At 51.9% G+C, this 15,829-nt stretch carries 15 protein-coding genes and 1 tRNA gene; 5 read left to right on the top strand and 11 right to left on the bottom strand.

The features are described 5' to 3' along the window. Positions 1–2: 2 nt before the first annotated feature. From galE to cdd, 4 genes are read right to left on the bottom strand one after another with little or no spacing between them, the layout of a single operon-like run. The gene (gene galE / locus B5F75_RS04845; protein ID WP_087288529.1) at positions 3–977 is read right to left on the bottom strand and encodes a UDP-glucose 4-epimerase GalE; all 975 of its coding nucleotides are present in this window, start codon (positions 975–977) and stop codon (positions 3–5) included. 24 nt (positions 978–1,001) lie between these two features. Further along, complete coding sequence (locus B5F75_RS04840; RefSeq protein WP_087288527.1) at positions 1,002–2,174, bottom strand: galactokinase; 1,173 nt, start codon at positions 2,172–2,174, stop codon at positions 1,002–1,004. Positions 2,175–2,218: 44 nt separating this feature from the next. Further along, positions 2,219–3,157, bottom strand: coding sequence for an aldose epimerase family protein (locus tag B5F75_RS04835; RefSeq protein WP_087288525.1), 939 nt, complete (start codon positions 3,155–3,157; stop codon positions 2,219–2,221). Between the two features lie 36 nt (positions 3,158–3,193). Further along, on the bottom strand, positions 3,194–3,628 hold the full coding sequence (gene cdd / locus B5F75_RS04830; RefSeq protein ID WP_087288523.1) for a cytidine deaminase: 435 nt from the start codon (positions 3,626–3,628) through the stop codon (positions 3,194–3,196). Between the two features lie 98 nt (positions 3,629–3,726). Here cdd and B5F75_RS04825 point away from each other — a divergent pair, with 98 nt between their 5' ends. Further along, positions 3,727–4,326 carry a GDSL-type esterase/lipase family protein gene (locus B5F75_RS04825; protein WP_087288521.1) on the top strand — a complete coding sequence of 200 codons (600 nt, stop codon included), beginning with the start codon at positions 3,727–3,729 and terminating at the stop codon, positions 4,324–4,326. Between the two features lie 25 nt (positions 4,327–4,351). Further along, complete coding sequence (locus B5F75_RS04820; protein WP_087288518.1) at positions 4,352–6,370, top strand: phospholipase D-like domain-containing protein; 2,019 nt, start codon at positions 4,352–4,354, stop codon at positions 6,368–6,370. A 191-nt stretch (positions 6,371–6,561) separates the two neighbouring features. Here the strand turns inward: B5F75_RS04820 and B5F75_RS04815 are convergent, their stop codons facing one another. The 5 genes from B5F75_RS04815 to B5F75_RS04795 form a co-directional block, all read right to left on the bottom strand. Further along, positions 6,562–6,915 (bottom strand): hypothetical protein, encoded by a 354-nt coding sequence (locus B5F75_RS04815; RefSeq protein WP_204201207.1) that lies wholly within the window; start codon positions 6,913–6,915, stop codon positions 6,562–6,564. A gap of 180 nt (positions 6,916–7,095) precedes the next feature. Next, positions 7,096–8,379: a 30S ribosomal protein S12 methylthiotransferase RimO gene (gene rimO, locus B5F75_RS04810; protein WP_087288516.1), complete on the bottom strand. Its 1,284-nt coding sequence runs from the start codon at positions 8,377–8,379 to the stop codon at positions 7,096–7,098. Between the two features lie 18 nt (positions 8,380–8,397). After that, positions 8,398–9,786, bottom strand: coding sequence for a TrkH family potassium uptake protein (locus tag B5F75_RS04805; RefSeq protein WP_158093779.1), 1,389 nt, complete (start codon positions 9,784–9,786; stop codon positions 8,398–8,400). 894 nt (positions 9,787–10,680) lie between these two features. Further along, positions 10,681–10,752 (bottom strand) — tRNA-Asn (locus B5F75_RS04800). A gap of 40 nt (positions 10,753–10,792) precedes the next feature. Continuing rightward, on the bottom strand, positions 10,793–12,049 hold the full coding sequence (locus tag B5F75_RS04795; protein ID WP_087288511.1) for an MFS transporter: 1,257 nt from the start codon (positions 12,047–12,049) through the stop codon (positions 10,793–10,795). A 50-nt stretch (positions 12,050–12,099) separates the two neighbouring features. Here B5F75_RS04795 and B5F75_RS07720 point away from each other — a divergent pair, with 50 nt between their 5' ends. Genes B5F75_RS07720 through B5F75_RS04780 form a run of 3 tightly spaced genes read left to right on the top strand, consistent with a single transcriptional unit; the run spans position 12,100 to position 13,956 of the window. Beyond that, on the top strand, positions 12,100–13,080 hold the full coding sequence (locus tag B5F75_RS07720) for a DnaJ C-terminal domain-containing protein (protein WP_087288507.1): 981 nt from the start codon (positions 12,100–12,102) through the stop codon (positions 13,078–13,080). A gap of 50 nt (positions 13,081–13,130) precedes the next feature. Beyond that, a complete protein-coding gene (locus B5F75_RS04785; protein ID WP_087288505.1) occupies positions 13,131–13,529 on the top strand; it encodes an OsmC family protein in 399 nt (132 codons plus the stop codon). A gap of 43 nt (positions 13,530–13,572) precedes the next feature. Further along, the gene (locus B5F75_RS04780; protein ID WP_087288503.1) at positions 13,573–13,956 is read left to right on the top strand and encodes an OsmC family protein; all 384 of its coding nucleotides are present in this window, start codon (positions 13,573–13,575) and stop codon (positions 13,954–13,956) included. A 43-nt stretch (positions 13,957–13,999) separates the two neighbouring features. On the opposite strand, the gene B5F75_RS04775 is transcribed toward B5F75_RS04780, so the two are convergent. Together B5F75_RS04775 and B5F75_RS04770 are read right to left on the bottom strand one after the other, a co-directional pair. Then, positions 14,000–14,725 (bottom strand): ankyrin repeat domain-containing protein, encoded by a 726-nt coding sequence (locus tag B5F75_RS04775; protein WP_158093778.1) that lies wholly within the window; start codon positions 14,723–14,725, stop codon positions 14,000–14,002. Next, positions 14,722–15,828: a Gfo/Idh/MocA family protein gene (locus B5F75_RS04770; RefSeq protein WP_087288501.1), complete on the bottom strand. Its 1,107-nt coding sequence runs from the start codon at positions 15,826–15,828 to the stop codon at positions 14,722–14,724. Before B5F75_RS04770 ends, B5F75_RS04775 begins: the two co-directional genes overlap by 4 nt. Position 15,829 lies beyond the last annotated feature (1 nt).

The following is a 15,829-nucleotide window of genomic DNA, read 5'->3' as shown; positions in this document are numbered from 1 at the left end:
TCCTAAAATTTGCGGTGTTGTTCCCAATTCCACGCCGTTTCAATGATGCGCGTAAGGTTGTATTCGGGTTTCCAGCCCAATACTTTTTGGGCTTTGGCGCTGTCGGCCACCAGCACGGCGGGATCTCCGGCGCGGCGGGGGGCCACTTCCACTTTAAAATCCACCCCGGTAATGCGTTTGGCCTCTTTGACGAGCTCAGCTACGGAAAATCCGTTTCCGCTCCCCAGGTTGAAGCGCTCGCTGACGTTGTCTTTAAACATTTTTTCAAGCGCCAAAATATGCGCGCGCGCCAAGTCGTTTACGTGTACATAATCGCGGATGCAGGTGCCGTCCGGGGTGGGGTAATCGTTGCCGAACATTTTAATGCAAGGGCGTTTGCCCGCGGCGGCTTGCAGGACGATGGGAATTAAGTGCGTTTCGGGGGTGTGGGATTCGCCGATGTCGCCGGAATCGTCGGCGCCGCTGGCGTTAAAGTAGCGCAGGGCCGTGGCCTTAAGGCCGTAGGCCGTGTCAAAATCGGCGAGCATTTTTTCCACCATCAGCTTGGTGTTGCCGTAGGGGTTGATGGGGTTTTGGGGGTGGGTTTCGTCTATTTTTTCTTTGACGGGTTCGCCGAATGTGGCGGCGGTGGAGGAAAACACAAAGTATTTAATGCCGTGTTCCACCATAGCGTCTAGCAAATTAAGCACTTTGGCTACGTTGTTGTGGTAGTATTTGGACGGCTCTTTGACGCTTTCGCCCACTTCAATAAAGGCGGCAAAATGCATCACGGCGTCTATTTGGTGTTTTTTAAACACTTCCGCCAGGCGGGCTTTGTCGCCCAGGTCTCCCAGTTCAAAGGGGTAGTTGGCTACGGCCTCGCGGTGGCCTTTGGACAAATTGTCAAAAACAACGGGATTGTATCCTTTTTGCGCCAGCATCTTTACGGTGTGCGAGCCGATATACCCCGCACCGCCGATTACCAAAATGTTTTTCATAAAAATCTCCTGTAAAATAACAAATTAGTACATCTTTTCTTCCGGGCGGGCCGGGCCGCCGATAGAAGCAATGTAAAAATCAGCCGTCAGGCCGGTTTTTTCCCGGTAGATTTTGCCTACGTTATCAATAAAATCTTTCAGGTTTTCGTCTTTGACTAGGGCAATGGCGCAGCCGCCGAAACCGGCCCCCGTCATCCGCGCGCCCAGCACGCCTTTCTGCTGCCAGGCGGCTTCGGCCAAGGCGTCTAGCTCTTTGCCGGTTACTTCGTAGTCGTCGCGCAGGGAAATGTGGGACTCGTTCATCAGTTTGCCAAAGGTTGCCACGTCGCCCGCTTTTAATCGTTCCACGGCCTGCAGCGTGCGTTGGTTTTCATACACGGCGTGTTTGGCGCGTTTGCGCTCAACGGGGTTGGTGATTAAATCTTTGTTCTTTTCAAACTCTTCTATGCTCAGCTCGCCCAACGATTTAATCGGCAGCTGGGTTTGCAGCGCTTTTAACGCGCGTTCGCATTCGCCGCGGCGCTCGTTGTATTTGGAGTCGGCCAGTTCGCGGCGTTTGTTGGTGTTCATAATCACGATGGAAATGCCTTTTAAATCCAGCGGGGCGTATTCATATTCCAGCGTATTGCAATCGAGCAAAACGGCGCACCCTTCTTTGCCCATGCCAATGGCGAACTGATCCATAATGCCGCAGTTCATGCCTACAAATTTGTTTTCGGCTTCTTGGCATAATTTCACCAGTTCCACCGGCGGGATGAGCAGTTTAAATACGGTGTTCATCGCTACGGCCGTGGCCAGCTCAATAGAGGCCGAGGAAGAAAGCCCCGCCCCGTTGGGAATATCGCCCCAGTACATCAGCTCAAATCCTTGGTCTATTTTGTAGCCGTGGTTTTGCAGGGTTTTAATGACGCCCAGCGGGTAGTTGGCCCAGTCTTGTTTTTTATCGTAGGAAAGATTGTCGAGATCCGCGTCAATAATGCCTTGTTGCGGAAAATTGAGTGAGTAGAGGCGTATTTTCCGGTCGTCGCGCTTGCAGAACACGCAGTGCGTGCCGAACGAAAGCGCACAGGGGAAAACATGCCCGCCGTTATAATCGGTATGCTCGCCGATTAAGTTTACGCGGCCCGGTGCAAAAAAGTATAGTTTTTCTTTTTTAAACACTTCGTTGAATTTGCTTCTTAATGCTTGTTGATTCATACCCTTCTCCCCTTTTGGGCGGATGTACCGGCCCGAAGTAAATGTTATTCTACCGTCATTTTAAACGTCCATTCATAGCGGCCTTTGGGGCCGATGACGGCCGCACGGCGGATTTTGGAGGCCACGTATAAATCGTCGTACACGCCGGTGCAGGGCTCCAGCGCCAGGTTGTAATCGCCGCGGTAGCCGCCCTGGGTTTTCCACACGCCCAGATACGGCACTTTGTCGGCGTCGTAGTTGTAGATGAGTTTTTCGCCGGTGTCGGTATGTTCGATGCCGCACCAGCCGGCGGTGTTTTTCTCGGTAAAGTAAAATTTTTCGCAGTTGCGCACGGTGCGCGGTTCCGTGGCGGCCAGATCCAATTTCAGGCCGCGCACGTCTACCGTCAGCGGGTAGGAGTGCAGCGTGCCCCACGGGCCCAAGCGCTTGGTGGAGTGTTCCACCGACATGACTTGTTTTAAATTTTCCGGCACCAAAAGGCGCGTCGCGGGCGAACAGGCCAGCAGGCAGTGGGGCGTCCAGATAAATTTAAAATCTTCCTCGGCAGTATTTTCCACGCAGTATTCCAACTGAACTGCATTGTCTTTTAGCGTAATGGTTTTAGAGAAAATATACGGCAGTTTCGGGCCTTTTACAAAGGCTTTGGCGGCCTTGCCGTCCGGCGAGCAGACGCTTTCCCACGGCAGGGCCCAAATATCGCCGTGGTCGGGAATGGGCGTGCCCCGGAAAGAACCGTCCGGGTAGGGGCAGGCGTCTATGGAAGGGAAAACCTCGTCAAAGCCGCTGGAGTCGTAGTCGGCAAACGAAGCGCCGTATGCGGGCACGCGCAGGGTGTCTTGCGCGGATTGAAATAAAAACTCGCGGCCCGTTTTGCGGCTGATCAAACTAGCCATTTTGCAGGCGTAGCCGGGCAGGAACGTTACGCGCAGGGCGTTGTTTTCCAACGTCCAAGCGGGCAAACCTTTGTAGGTGGTTTGTGTCATAAATCCCCCAAAAAATACGCGGCATACGCCGCGCAGTTATTTTGCTGAAAATTTGTCAAACGGAAAAGGCATCAACTCCCGCAGTTGTTTGCGGTACACCGTGCGTTTATTATTGTCCAGCACGGCAATCAAAATAGGCGTGTTGGGCGGCATAAACTCGCTCATCACCTGCCGGCAGGCCCCGCAGGGCGAGTTGAACGCCATGCCCGGCAGTTTTTGGGTAATCAGCGCCAAGGCCCGCATGCGGCGCTGGCCCGCGCCTACCGCGGCAAACATGGCATTGCGCTCCGCGCAGACGGTCAGCCCGTAGGAAGCGTTTTCAATGTTGGTGCCGGTAAAAATCCGTCCGTCTTCCGTCAAGACGGCAGCCCCCACTTTAAATTTGGAGTAGGGGGAATAAGAATTTTCACGTGCTGCCTGGGCAGCATCCAATAAGGCGGTTTCTTCGGCTTTGGTTAGTGGTTTTCTCATACTCTTATTCTATAATAAAGGGAACAAAAGTCAACCCTTTTTCATACGCGCGTACGGGAAAACGGCGGGTGTGTTATAATAAAACGAGGGGGATTTTGATGAAAAAATGGATTGTGCTGCTGTTGGCGGCGGGGGCGGTATATTATTTTATGAAAGATACGCCTGCTGTAAAAAATGTAAATAATGCCGGAAGTACGGTGGTGGCGTTTGGCGACAGCCTGACCGCCGGCTATGGTGCGCCGAAGGGAGAGGCGTATCCGGATTTTCTGTCTAAAAAAATAGGAAGAGAAGTGGTGAACTTGGGCCTCTCCGGCGAGACGGCCGCCCACGCGCCTTCCCGCCTGGCGCATGTGCTGGAGCAAAACCCCTATATGGTGCTGATTGAGTTCGGCGCCAACGATTATATGCAGGGGCGCAGTATGGAAACGGCCGTGGCGGCAGTGGGGCAGATTGTGGACGCCGTGCAGCAAGCGGGCGCCATTGCCGTGATTATAGACACCGGCGGCCCGGGCATGGGCCGCTATACCCAAGCGTATAAAGAGATGGCCCGGCAGAAAGAAGCGGTATTTGTGCCGGAGATATTGAAAGGCATTTTTAATAAGCGGCAGTATAAGTCCGACATGGTGCACCCCAACGGTGCCGGCTATGAAATTGTGGCCGAGCGGGTGTATCAGGAAATTAAACCCTATTTAAAATAAATTTTTTTTCGTAAGGAGCCGCCGGATGCGTAAGCTGCGTTTGTTGGTGTGTGTTTTTTTGTGCTTTTCTTTAGGTGCGTGCGTGCACAATGCCCGCAAGCAGGAGGCCCTGCGCCGGGTGGCGGCACACGAAGTGGAGCCGGCGGACGCTTTTTTAAGCGGGCATACGCTGTATATTCAATACGACTACCAAGGGGAAAGTTTTTTCTTTACCGCCGATTTAACGGCCGCCAAGTCCGAAGGAAATGTGGACATTGTGCCGCTTTTGCCGCGGCTGGTTCGAAATCCGGAGAAGTTAGACCACAGCCGCCGCGTGGTTATTGTAGGAAGAGAATGGACGGATGTGCTTAGGCGCACCATTGAGCCGCTCATTCCGCCCAAGCAGGGGCAGGGCGTGTTGCTTTTTATTCAAAATTACGAAACGGTACTGCTTCGCCGGGCGGACGGTACGCCGGACTTGGTGCAGCTGAAAGACGCTCCGGGCGACATTGAAATTGTAGGCCATATTGAGGCCCGCCAGTTTGACGTGCTGGTCAGCGAACAGCTCAAAAAAATGGTGGCGGCCACCGGGGAGCCGTACACCCGGTTTCTGCTGCGGTTGGACGGGGTGCCCGCCTCGCCGTTTATTTATTTGGATACTGCCAAAAACGCTAATGTCCAACTCCAGCTGCCGGATTATTACGAAGTAAAAAAGGAAATGACCTCCCTCGGCTTTTCCACGGCGTTTGTATATTCCTTTTTTGTAAAAAGCCATTTGTTCAGCACTTTAAAAGCGCCCTTTACCACTGTGCACCGTCTGGCGGCGTTTGGCACATCCACCGTATACGCGGCCTTGCCGCCGCATGCGTGGGATTTAAAAGAAGTGCCGCCGCTGAACGCCTCCGGCGAAGAAATGGATTTGGCGGATTTTAACCGCTGGCTGGACAAAAAAATCAGCAGGCAAAATTATAAAGCGTTTGTAACGCTGTTGATAGACGGGGAAGAATTCTTTCCGCATTTTATGCTGGCCATGCAGCGGGCACAAGAAAGCATTTTTACCAACGTATATATTTTTATGGCCGATCCCTACGGCCTTTCCATTGCCGACGTGATGAAAGCCCGCGCCAACGAAGGGATAGACGTGCGCGTGATTGTAGACGAACTGAATACGGTATTAAATTCGGGCAAGAATCCGGAGCTTAAAACTTCGGAAACATTTATTATGCCCAAGTATATTACGTCGTATCTGCGCAAAGATTCCAAAGCCAAGGCCCGCACCCACCTAAACCCGTGGGGAACGTTTGACCACAGCAAAGTGTATATTATAGACCGCAAACTGGCCTATACGGGTGGGATGAATATCGGGCAGGAATACCGCTATACGTGGCACGATATGATGGTGGCCCTGCAGGGGCCGGTGGTGGGAAGGCTGGTAAAAACATTTTATGAAAACTGGTCTTTTACGGGCTGGGGGGGCGATTATGCGGCGGCGTACCGCAAGCTCTTTAGCAAGCGCCAGCGGGAAGCAAACCGCGAAGCGCCGGGAATGATAGACGTGCGGCTGATGTACACCAAACCCAACGATTCCGAAATTTTTGACGCCCAGCGCGAAGCCATCCGCCGCGCCAAAAAACGCATCTATATTCAAAACGCGTATTTTTCCGACGACCGCATTATCAAGGAACTAATTGACGCCCGCGGAAGGGGGGTGGACGTGCGCGTAATTTTGCCCGGCGAAAACGATGTGGGTATTATGGACGTGAACAACCGGGCCATGGCCAACAAACTGCTCAAAAACGGCGTGCGGGTGTATTTTTATAACGGGATGAGCCACGTCAAAGCTGCGGTGTACGACGGATGGGCCGTTATCGGAACGGCGAATTTTGACAAAATGAGCCTCTACATCAATAAAGAAATGAGCCTCGGAATTTCCGACCCTGCCTTTGTGGCGGAGTTGACGGAACGGCTGTTTGAAAAAGATTTTCAAAATTCCAAAGAACTGACCGAACCGCTGGATATCGCCTGGACTTCCGTTATTGTAACGGCGCTTACCAACCAGATGTAACGTTCAATAAATGGATTATACGCCCATTGCAACAAAGCCTGCCGCTGGCGCTTGCGGCAGGTTAAATCTCCGGGGCGGCAATTTTTTACCACTTGCGCGCAGTGGCGGGCAAAGGCGGCCCAACGCCTGATTTGCCTGTCGTCCACGTTGGCCAGACGCCTTCCCAGCCAATACCGGCAATACCATTGAAACTAGCCCCTTGGGTCGGGGTCAAACGGCAAAATCCAGCCGTGCTTTAGCCATTCCCCGCGCGGCAGGCGGGATTTTACGCCAAAGCAGTTTTTGGTTTCATCGGGCCGGAGCGGAGAGAGCTTTTGGCGGGCCCGGGCAAACCATTCCGCCGAAAATTCTTCTTGGCAATCGTTTAGGTAATGCCCTTCAAACACTCCCCAGGCCAGCATTTGCGCGGGCGATACTTGCGGCGTAAAGCGGGGCTCTGTCCTTTGCCCCGGCAATGCCGTCAGCCGGTAGCAATACTCTTGCTGCATTTTGTCGTTTACGACGATTATCCGCCCCGGACGGAACCACTTTAAGGTATGCGGCATAAAAGCTCCTTCCTTGTATCTTACTGAAAAAACAGCGTTTAATCCGGGGAATAATGGGTTAGAAACGGCGAGTTGTTACACTTTTCAAAAAGAGAATGTTCCAAGCGACAGTCTGAATTTTTAAGTCAAGATAGCAAAACAAAACCCCGCTTAGGAGCGGGGTTTTGTTTTTAGATTTGTTTATTCAATCGGTTCCAGCTCGCGTTCGTATCCTTGGGCGGCTACCACGCGCGCTTTAAAGATGCTGCCCGTTTCCACCGGACGGGTAAAAGTTACTTTGCCGTCTATATCCGGGGCGTCCTTATACGTGCGGCCAAAATCGGGCCCGTCGGCAATGGCTTCCAGCACCGTGCCTACCAAGCGTTTATTGATTTTGTCTATCACGCGGCTTTGCACTTCTTCCAGTTCGTGGGCGCGCTCGTGTTTGACGCGGGCGGGAATTTGCTCCATCCCATAGGCGGCTGTTCCTTTCTCGCGGAAAAATTCAAATACGCCCATATTGTCAAATTCGTATTCTTTGACGAATTTTTTAAGTTCGTTGAAGTCTTTTTTCGTTTCGCCGGGGAAGCCTACAATAAAATTGGTGCGCAGAGAAATATCGGGCACTTCCGTCTTTAGCATATCCAGCGTGCGGCGGATTTGCGCCGCGTCGCAATGGCGGTTCATGCGGGTAAGCACCGGGTCGGCAATGTGCTGGAGGGGAATGTCTATATAGTGAAAAATTTTGTCGGTAGACGCAATCAGCCTGGCAATTTCTTTGGTTACGCGGTGCGGGTAGCCGTACATAATGCGCAGGCGGCCTAAGCCTTTTAATTTCAATAATTTTTCCAGCAGTTCCAGCAGGCGGGGCTTGCCGTAGAGGTCTATGCCGTAGGACGTGGTGTCTTGCGCAATTAACGAAATTTCTTTTACGCCGTTTTCAATCATCAGTTTGGCTTCCTGCAGTACTTCGTTCATCGGTTTGGAGCGGTAATTGCCGCGGATAAACGGAATGGTGCAGTAGGCGCAGCGGTTGTTGCAGCCGTCGGCCACTTTTAAGTAGGCCGTATGGGGGGCTGTAAGGCTCATTTTGTATTCGGGAAGCCAAAGCTTTTTGGGCAGCGGCGCCAGCAGGGTGCCCCGGTGTTTGAGGGCGTCTTCCACTTTTTCTTGGGCCGCAATGGAAAAAATCGTGTCCAGCTGCGGGAATTCTTTTTCCACCTGCTCTTTAAACCGCTCTACCAAGCAGCCCGTTACCGCTACTTTTTTGACGATTCCTTTTTGCTTTAAATCCAGTGCGTAGCAGATTTCTTCTTTGGCTTCTTTGACGGCGGAAGCAATAAAGCCGCAGGTGTTGATGATAATTTCGTCCGCTTTTTCGGGCGAGAAGACCATTTTATGCCCCTTGGCCAGCAGGCGGGCGGAAAATTCTTCGCTGTTGGTTAAATTTTTGGGGCAGCCTAAACTGATTAAATAAAATTTCATAGAGGGTTCTCCTTGGGGTTAAATGGCCACGTCTTCCCGTTCGGCCGGTTTTTCGTCTTGTTCGTCGTTGTCGTCCTCATCCGTTCCCAACAGGGCCATGCCGAAGGTTACTACGCCAATGCGGCCCACCAGCATGGTAAAGATGATAATCAGCTTGCCCAGTACGGAAAGCTCCATGGTAACGCCAGTAGAAAGCCCGGCGGTGCCCAAGGCGGAGGCCGATTCAAAAGCCAGGCTTAGAAAGGGCAGGTCTTCCGTCCAGGTAAGTAAGAAAATACTGGTAAACAACGATACGATATAGATCATTAAAGTAGACGTGGCCGCATACAGGCGCACCAGCGGAATGCGGCGGCCCAAAAATTCTACGCGGGTATTGAGGCGCAGGCGGTTGTAGGTAATGGCCAGCACGCTGGCAAAAGCGGTGGTTTTGATACCGCCTGCCGTGCCGGAAGGGGAACCGCCGATGCTCATTAGAAAAATTAAAATTAACAGGGAACAGGCCGATAATCCGCCAATGTTGACCGTATTGTACCCGGCGGTGGTCATGGCGGTAACGGCTTGGAAGAACGCTTCCAACAGGGTAATGCCCGGGGTAGTAATAAACAAAGTTGCCGTGCCAAAGAGTACTAAACAAGCGGTAATGACGATAATAATTTTGGTGGTGTAGGTAATTTCTTTGGTTTTGCGGCGGATAAAGTTAAACACATCCGTTACTACAATAAACCCGATGGCGCCGGCCAGCGAGAGAGCGGAAATGACGATATTGACGGTTTTGCTGTCCGCAAAATTTTCCAGGCCGTTGCTCCATAAGGAAAACCCTGCCGTACAAAAAGCCGATACACTGTGAAAAATGCTGTACCAAGCGGCGTCAAACAGGCCGTAGCTGTGGTGGCGGAAGTAGTTAAATAAGAACACCGCGCCAATACTTTCGGCAATAACCGTAAAAACGATGGCCGCCCAAAGGAAGTCGGACAATTTTAACGTATTGGGCAGGGAAACCTCGGCCGCTAAAGCTTCTTGCTGGCTTTTGCGCAGGCGGTGGTGTTGAGAAAAGGATAAAAATAAAAACGACGAAAAAGTCATATACCCCACCCCGCCGATTTGAATAAGCAGTAAAACCACCAATTTACCTAAGAACGTGTACGATTCTGCAAAATTGACGCTGCTGAGCCCCGTGGTGGATACCGCCGAGGCGGAAGTGAATAAATTGTCAATAAACGACACGTCCGTCGTATTCATAAACGGCAGCGAAAGCAAAATCCACCCCAGCAAAGTGTAGGAAAGCACGGCTTGAGCAATGTTTTGGTGGGGCGTAAGCCGCAGCAGGAAAACGGAATATTTTTTGAGCGAGGTTTTGATAAACTCTTTTGTGCGGGCGTATACTTCCCGCCAATTAATGGGTTCCATACTTTTATTATAGTAAATAAGCTTTTGGAAATAAAAAAGCATTTCTGCCCTTTGTAAGCGGGCCCCGTACGGAAAGATCTGCCGCCGCCACAGGCAGTAGATGAATGTGAAAAACGGTGAAGTTGCCGGCCCGTACTACAGGCATTTCGGCTGCATGACCCCGGCATGGGTAAAAATGGGCGTATAAGGCCGGGCAAAAACGAAACAAATATGTCGGCTAGTTAATAGTCGTTTCCCAAGAGGAGCACATTTGGAAATCGTTTGAAGTCCTGTACGAGCAAGAGGTTCTGTAAGAACCGTCGTCGTTTTTGGTGGTTTTCCAGGCGAAACACGTACGCGATTCGCTAGAAGATCTGAAGGAACAGGTGGTTGTGTAAGACCCGTCATTATTTTTAGTGGTGCTCCAGGTAAAGCACGGGAGAAATTCATTAGAAGTCCTGTACACACAGGATGTCGTGTAAGAACCGTCCGTATTTTGGATGGTTTTGTATGAGAAGCAGGGTTTATATTCGTTGGAGGTTCTCTCTATGCAAGAAGTAGTATAGGAACCTTCCTCGTTTTTAGCAGTTTTCCAGGAGAGGCAGGTGTTGTTTTGGTTTGACATTCTGTAAGAGCAGGACGTTGTATAGCTTTCCGTGCAGAACGCAAGACAGGGGAGTACAACACAAAAAACGATAAAAATTGTTTTTTTCATAAGCGGCTCCTGTTCTTATTATAACCCCCGGAGTGCAAAGATTATTGCACTTGTTCTCCCGGCTGACATGTTGCTGGCACACGTTCTGCGTGTGTCCGCTTTTTCCGCGCGAGCCGCGTGTTTAATTCTCCGATGGAGAAAATGACAAAAAGAGGGCTTCTAGACGAAAAAAAGAGCGCCGTTAGGCGCTCTTCTAAATGCTCCCCGAGTAGGGCTCGAACCTACAACCTACCGGTTAACAGCCGGTCGCTCCACCATTGAGCTATCGGGGAAAAATCTGTTTTCTTAAAACGGATTATTCTTACTACCTAATTATTGTAGTAAATCTGTTTTGTTTTGTAAATACTTTTTATTTACCGACGATAAAACAGTCCAAAAATCATCTTTTCTGCGGGCCCATATGCTAATTATTACCAAGCCGAAAAATACTCCGCTCACGCACAGCAAGGTATTTTGCAAGCCAGCCGCTTGGATCAGGGCCGCCAGCCCCAGCACGCACAAACTTTCCACCGTGTAGGTAGCCGTGGCATACAGGCCCAGCATTTTACTGCGGTAGGGCGGCGGGGTGCGCAGCAGGATAATGCTGATAATCATCGCCCCAAACGCGCCGAACGGAATGCCGCACGCGGCCGTGGCCGCCAGCACAATGGGGGTGGGCAAATGAAAATAAAGCACTAACACCGAAACCAAATATCCCAAATAATTAAGCGTTAGTAACTTAAAAAACGTAAATTTTTTAGACAGAGCCGCAAAACACAGGGCGCCGGCAAACGCACCCAAGCCAAACGCCGCCCCCAGAAAGCCCAAATAAACGGAATTAAACCCGTGTTCATAAATATAAGTAGGCAGCAGAATCAGCTCCCAGGATTGGCCCAAAATAAAAGTGGGAATGGTAAACAAAATGGGCTCCCACAGGCTGCGGTCTGCCCGCAGGTGGGCCGTTACTTCCCGGTACGAAGCCACGGGATGCAGCTGGCGCGGGCGGCGGTTTGTAAAAACCACGATGCACAGCGTTACAATAACCATACAAAATGCCGCACATACTATCCACGCCGCCAACAGACCGTATAAGGCGATAATGGCGCCGCCCAGCAACGGCCCCACCACGGACATAATGCCGTCAAACGCTTCAATAATGCCGGAGGTTTTGGATAACGGCACGTCCGCATAGCGCGAAAACGTGGGCGAGAGCGCCGTGCGCGCCAACTGGCCGGGCGCGTCAAAAAACGAGCTTAAAAAAATGATCATCCCGATCAGCCATGGCCAGTCCCTTCCGCAGGCGATTAACACGGGAATCATCCCCAGCAGTACCAATTGAATGACTTCGCAGGAAAGCATGGTTTTGGAGCGGCCGAGTTTGTCTATTACCGGTGCGCCAAACAGGGAAGAAAAGATGTTGGGCAGCAGCGCACAGAACCCCACCACACCCGTCCACAAAACGCTGCCGGTGGTGGAGAGAATATACCACGGCAGTAAAATTTGCATAAACTGATTCGTCAGAGACGAGAAGGCCTCCGTCGTGAGCAGTAATTGAAGCGGCGTTTTGTGGGATTGGGATGTAAGCAACATAGTACGAACCTATAAAAATTATATAAAATGGTAACTGGAAAGGGGGAGTTATGGCTGAATATAAGGATTATTACAAAATTCTCGGCGTGAACAAAAACGCCACGGACGCTGAAATCAAAAAAGCGTTTAAGACCATGGCCCGCAAATATCACCCGGACTTGCATCCGGAATCGGAAAAGGCCAAAATGACCGAAAAATTTAAAGATATCAACGAGGCCTACACCGTTTTGTCCGACAAACAAAAACGCACCATTTACGACCAGGTGGGCGAGCAAGGCTATCAAGACTATACCCGCGGCGGGGGTGCTTCGTCCCGTGCGCGTTCTTCTTCTTCGTACGGCGGGGGCAATCCCTACCAGCAATACCAACAATACTCCTACGGAGGCAACGGCGGCGGTTTTTCCGGATTTGCCGGCAACAGCGGCGCGGAAGCCTTTTCCGGCGGAGATTTCAGCGATTTCTTTCAAAGCATTTTTGGCGGAATGGGCGGCGGCGGTTTTGGCGGATTCGGCCAAAATTTCGGCCGCACGGCCGCTTCGGGCCAAGCCGCAGGCGACGTGGAAGCCGAACTGGCCTTGAATATGGAAGACGCTCACCGCGGCGGCAATATGCAGATGACGCTTCCCAACGGCCGCACGGTTACCGTCAAATTGCCGGCGGGCGTGAGCGAAGGCAAAAAAATCAAATTAAAAGGAATGGGCAACCCCACGCGGCGGGGAAACGGCGATTTGTATTTAATCGTTAAAATCCGCCCGCATGCAATGTTCCGCCTGGAAGGGGAAGATTTGCACGTGCCGGTCATCATTATGCCGTGGACGGCCGCCTTGGGCGGAACGATTTTCGTGCCCACGCTGGACGGCCCGGTAAAGGTCAAAGTGCCGGCCGGAACGCATAACGGCAAAAAATTGAAATTAAGCGGCAAAGGTTTAAGCGCCAGAGGAAGCCTGTATGTCACGCTGACGATAGACGTGCCGCGTACGCTAAGCAAAGAACAGAAAGATCTGTTTACGAAGCTGGCTCAGATTAGTTAATATAAAAGCGTCCGCCGCTGTCCGGCGGGCGTTTTTTACAGGAGATTTGTATGACCGCAATTACTTGCACTTATACCGGCGACGGCGAAACCGAGCTGGTACACGGCCCGACGGGGAGCACCATTCAGACGGATTTGCCGCCGGACAACGGGGGCAAAGGCCGCCGTTTTTCGCCCACGGATTTGCTGGCGGCGGCGTTTGCGTCCTGCGTGCTGACGATTATGGGCAAAATGGCCGCGACCCGCAAGGAGCAATTTGAAGGCGCGCGCGTGGAGATAGAAAAAAGAATGGCGCAAAATCCGCGCCGCGTGGGAGAATTTGTACTGAAAATTACGTTCCCGGCGCATTTTACGCCGGAACAAAAGAAGTTTTACCAGACGGCCGTAAACGCCTGCCCGGTGCATCAAACGCTGCGGGAAGACGTAAAAATAACGGTTGAAGTGCGTTAGTTCAAGCGGGAATTTCCCGCAAATTATTACACAGGAGAAGATTATGGCAATTAAAACAGTATTGGGGGATAATTTACAAACCAAAAGCGTATTGGAAGGAAAAACGGGCGAAGTTCGCTCCGCTTATTTAGACCCGCGGGAAGATATGCAGCCCGGCGAATTGCTGGCGGCCGCGCTGGGCGCCTGCATGCTGACGATGGTGGGGTTTATGGCGTCCAAACGGGGGGAAAACGTAACCGGAACGGAACTGCATGTAACCCCGGGGTTTGACGAAAAACACAGCCGCGTAACCAGCATGGCGCTGTCGTTTGTATTTCCGGCCTCGTTAACGGACGAGCAGAAAAAGTTCTATGCCCGCGCCGCCCAAAGCTGCCCGGTGCACAACAGCCTGCGCGAAGATATCACCTATACGGTAGAAATTAAATAAAAAACGCAATTAAAATCCCGGCGAGTTTTTCGCCGGGATTTTTTTATTCTTTTTTGGCGGAAACCGGTTGGGGATGGCGTTTTAGCAGCCGGAGAATTTTCTTGGCGGCCGCGTCTTTTTTGCCGCTCAGCAATTTTCGGATTTGCGCTTTTTCTTCTTCATCCGGAGCGGCGCCGTATTCATAGAGCAAGGCGGCCGCTTTTTCATTTTGCAGGACGGCCGCATAATAAAGCGCCGTATGGCCGGAGGTGTCTTGCAGGTTGGGGTTGGCCCCGCGTTTTAGCAGATAAAGCAGTAAATCTTCGCGCGCTTTTTCGGACGGAAATTTTTGCGTGAGGGCCATCATCAGGGCGGTGGCGCCGCGGTCGGTCTGGGCGTTTAGTTCGGCGTTTCGGTAGATGAGTAATTTGGCGGCCTCGGCCTGCCCGTCCCGCACGGCAATAAAAAGCGGCGTCCACCCTTGCGGGGTGGGATAGTCTATGTAAAAACCTTCGTTAAGCAAAAAGTTGATCAAGTCCTCATTTCCGCTGGAGGCGGCCGCCTGCAACACGGTAAACTGCACCCCGCCGTATCCACGGGAGAGATCCTGCAAATATAGTTCATATTCGGGCGGTGCGCCCTGTTCTAAATCTTCTTTAACGGCCAACAAGTCGCCACGGTAGGCGTCTTGCACCAATTTGGCCCCCAGCTGATGCATACGCTGCACGTGATAATCGGCCGCTAGGTAAATCACTACCAGGGCCGTTAAAAGAACGGCTATTTTTTTCATAAGATAATTTCCTTGTTTTCCAAAGCGGATTGATACATCGCGTCTAGCACGCTTTGTACGTACAGCCCTTCGGCAAGCGACGGGCTGGCCGGGCGGTTTTGCGCCACGGCGCATAAAAATTCATACAGCGCGTCCACATGCCCGCGCAGCCAGCCCAGCGGGTGGCGTACCGGCGGGAAAGGATGCGCCTGAGCGTAATTTTGAACGGTTTCAATGCGGGTGTAGCCTTTGTAGGGGGCGGCCGCGTCATAAAAATAGAGCCAGTTGGCGTCCATAAAATCTATTTTCAAAGCGCCTTTGTCGCCGTGAATTTCAATATACAAATCGGTATTGGTGCCGCTGGCCAGTTTGCTGGCTTCGGCGGTACCCACGGCGCCGTTGGCCAGGGTTACGACGGCGTAGGCGGCGTCGTCGGTGTCTACGTCAGCCAGGCCGCCTTTTCCGTCGGGGCGTTGGGCGTAGGCGGTTTGCGTTTTGGTATACACGCTTTTTACGGGGCCCGCCAACCAGGTAAGCAAATCCATGATGTGGGCTCCCAAGTCATACAGTACGCCGCCGCCGGCAGTTTGGCGGGTTTGGCGCCAGCGAATGGGCGTGGCGGCATTTACGTGGGAAGGCGAAATCATACGGGCCCGAAAAGAAAGGATTTTGCCTAATCGGTTTTCCTGCATAAATTGCTTGGCCAGCTTGGCGGCCGGAAAAAAACGGTTATTAAATACGGTCTGGGTGATGACTTTATTTAAGTTCGGGTGGGCCAAAATCCGGCGGGTTTCCGCGGGGCCGCAAGCCACGGGTTTCTCGCAATAAATGTGTTTTTTTGCGTCCAACGCTTTTAAAATCGCTGGTGCATGCAGGGCGTTTGGCGTACAAATATCAATTACATCTATATCGGGAAGCGCCAAAATGTCGTCTATATTCCTGGCCGCCCGTTCAAACCCGTAGCGTTGGCAGGCGGCTTGGGCGTGTTCATAAGTGCGGGCGCATACGGCGGCCAACTGAACGGTAAAAGGCGGTTCATAAAAAAAAGGAAGGGCTTGATAGGCACAGGTATGGGTTTTGCCCATAAAGCCAAAGCCGATAACGGCGGTGCGGATCGTTTTCATA

This window comes from Elusimicrobium sp. An273 (assembly GCF_002159705.1).
Taxonomy (GTDB): domain Bacteria; phylum Elusimicrobiota; class Elusimicrobia; order Elusimicrobiales; family Elusimicrobiaceae; genus Avelusimicrobium; species Avelusimicrobium gallicola.
Note: the sequence above shows the minus strand (reverse complement) of the source record. Positions and strands in the feature narration are given on the sequence as shown.

Bases quoted from the DNA above. Each gene is read 5' to 3' on its own strand.
- B5F75_RS04785 (WP_087288505.1), top strand. From the start codon at position 13,131: ATGACCGCAATTACTTGCACTTATACCGGCGACGGCGAAACCGAGCTG.
- B5F75_RS04825 (WP_087288521.1), top strand. From the start codon at position 3,727: ATGAAAAAATGGATTGTGCTGCTGTTGGCGGCGGGGGCGGTATATTAT.
- B5F75_RS04840 (WP_087288527.1), bottom strand. From the start codon at position 2,174: ATGAATCAACAAGCATTAAGAAGCAAATTCAACGAAGTGTTTAAAAAA.
- rimO (WP_087288516.1), bottom strand. From the start codon at position 8,379: ATGAAATTTTATTTAATCAGTTTAGGCTGCCCCAAAAATTTAACCAAC.
- cdd (WP_087288523.1), bottom strand. From the start codon at position 3,628: ATGAGAAAACCACTAACCAAAGCCGAAGAAACCGCCTTATTGGATGCT.
- B5F75_RS04805 (WP_158093779.1), bottom strand. From the start codon at position 9,786: ATGGAACCCATTAATTGGCGGGAAGTATACGCCCGCACAAAAGAGTTT.
- B5F75_RS04835 (WP_087288525.1), bottom strand. From the start codon at position 3,157: ATGACACAAACCACCTACAAAGGTTTGCCCGCTTGGACGTTGGAAAAC.
- B5F75_RS07720 (WP_087288507.1), top strand. From the start codon at position 12,100: ATGGCTGAATATAAGGATTATTACAAAATTCTCGGCGTGAACAAAAAC.
- B5F75_RS04820 (WP_087288518.1), top strand. From the start codon at position 4,352: ATGCGTAAGCTGCGTTTGTTGGTGTGTGTTTTTTTGTGCTTTTCTTTA.
- B5F75_RS04775 (WP_158093778.1), bottom strand. From the start codon at position 14,725: ATGAAAAAAATAGCCGTTCTTTTAACGGCCCTGGTAGTGATTTACCTA.
- B5F75_RS04795 (WP_087288511.1), bottom strand. From the start codon at position 12,049: ATGTTGCTTACATCCCAATCCCACAAAACGCCGCTTCAATTACTGCTC.
- B5F75_RS04780 (WP_087288503.1), top strand. From the start codon at position 13,573: ATGGCAATTAAAACAGTATTGGGGGATAATTTACAAACCAAAAGCGTA.
- B5F75_RS04770 (WP_087288501.1), bottom strand. From the start codon at position 15,828: ATGAAAACGATCCGCACCGCCGTTATCGGCTTTGGCTTTATGGGCAAA.
- galE (WP_087288529.1), bottom strand. From the start codon at position 977: ATGAAAAACATTTTGGTAATCGGCGGTGCGGGGTATATCGGCTCGCAC.
- B5F75_RS04815 (WP_204201207.1), bottom strand. From the start codon at position 6,915: ATGCCGCATACCTTAAAGTGGTTCCGTCCGGGGCGGATAATCGTCGTA.